The sequence below is a fragment of the Methylocella sp. CPCC 101449 genome (genome assembly GCF_031921685.1).
In the GTDB taxonomy this organism is placed as follows: Bacteria; Pseudomonadota; Alphaproteobacteria; order Rhizobiales; family Beijerinckiaceae; genus Terripilifer.
Genome location: NZ_JAPDHU010000006.1, coordinates 1 through 1217 on the forward strand (window position 1 = coordinate 1; position 1217 = coordinate 1217).

At 68.1% G+C, this 1217-nt stretch carries 1 protein-coding gene; it reads left to right on the forward strand.

Annotated elements, in window-relative coordinates:
* Positions 1–1217, forward strand: a 1217-nt coding sequence (locus tag OIM99_RS27825; protein WP_311853793.1) for an efflux transporter outer membrane subunit, incomplete at both ends; no start/stop codon positions are given.

Here is a 1217-nt window from a genome sequence, read left to right on the forward strand (position 1 = left end):
TTCGGCTCGCCTCAGCTCAACAGCCTCATCGAGGCCGGCATCGCCAACAATCCCGATCTGGAAGCCGCCGAGGCGGCGCTGCGCCTCGCCCAGACCAATATCGCCGTACAGCGCGCCGCGCTGTTCCCGACCGTCGGCCTGGATTTCAATCCGACCCGCCAGAGAACGTCGAACGCCCTGTCGGCCCCCACCGACACCGGCAATTTCCTCTATTCCCTGCATACCGGCCAGGTGACGGTGGCCTTCGCCCCCGACATCTGGGGCGGCACGCGCCGGCAGATCGAGAGCGCCCAGGCCCAGGCCACGGCCGCCGCCTTCCAGCGCGAAGCGGTGTTCCTGAGCCTCACCGCCAATATCGCCGCCGCCGCCGTGCTGGAAGCCTCGCTGCGCGGCCAGATCGCCGCCACGACACGCATCATCAATAGCCAGGACCAGTTGCTCGGCATTCTGAGACGCCAGCATGGCGCCGGCCAGATCGCTCTGACCGATGTGGTGGCGCAAGAGACGGCGGTGGCCCAGGCGCGCCTGCTGCTGCCGCCGCTGGAGCGCGCCCTGGCGCAACAGCGCAATCTCTTGGCCAATCTCACCGGGCGGATGCCGGGCGATGGCGTCAAACAGACGTTCACGCTGCAGGCGTTCCGGCTGCCGCGCAAGATCCCGCTCAGCCTGCCGGCCGATCTCGTGCGTAACCGCCCCGACATTCGCGTCGCCGAAGAGAACCTGCGCGCCGCCAATGCGCAGATCGGTGTCGCGGTCGCCAACCGGCTGCCGCAACTGACTTTGACCGCGAGTGCCGGTTCGAGCGCGGCATCCATGTCGCAATTGTTCTCGCCGGGCATGGGCGTGTGGGGCATTGCCGGCAATCTGGCGCAGACGGTGTTTGACGCGGGTGCTTTGGCGGCGCGGCAGAAGGGCGCCGAGGAGGCGACCTTGCAGGCGGCGGCGCAATATCGTTCGACGGTTCTGATCGCCTTCCAAAATGTCGCCGACACGCTGCGCGCCTTGCAGAGCGATGCACGGGCACTGAATGCGGCGACCGCGGCGGAACGCTCGGCGGCGCAGAACAACGATCTGGTGCGCAAGCAGGTGGAGGCCGGCCAGATCAGCCTGCCGCTGCTGCTGGCCGCCCAGCAGGCCTATCTGCAGACCGCGCTGGCCAAGGTGCAGGCGGAGGGCCAGCGCGTCACCGATACGATCGCTCTGTTCCAGGCTTTGGG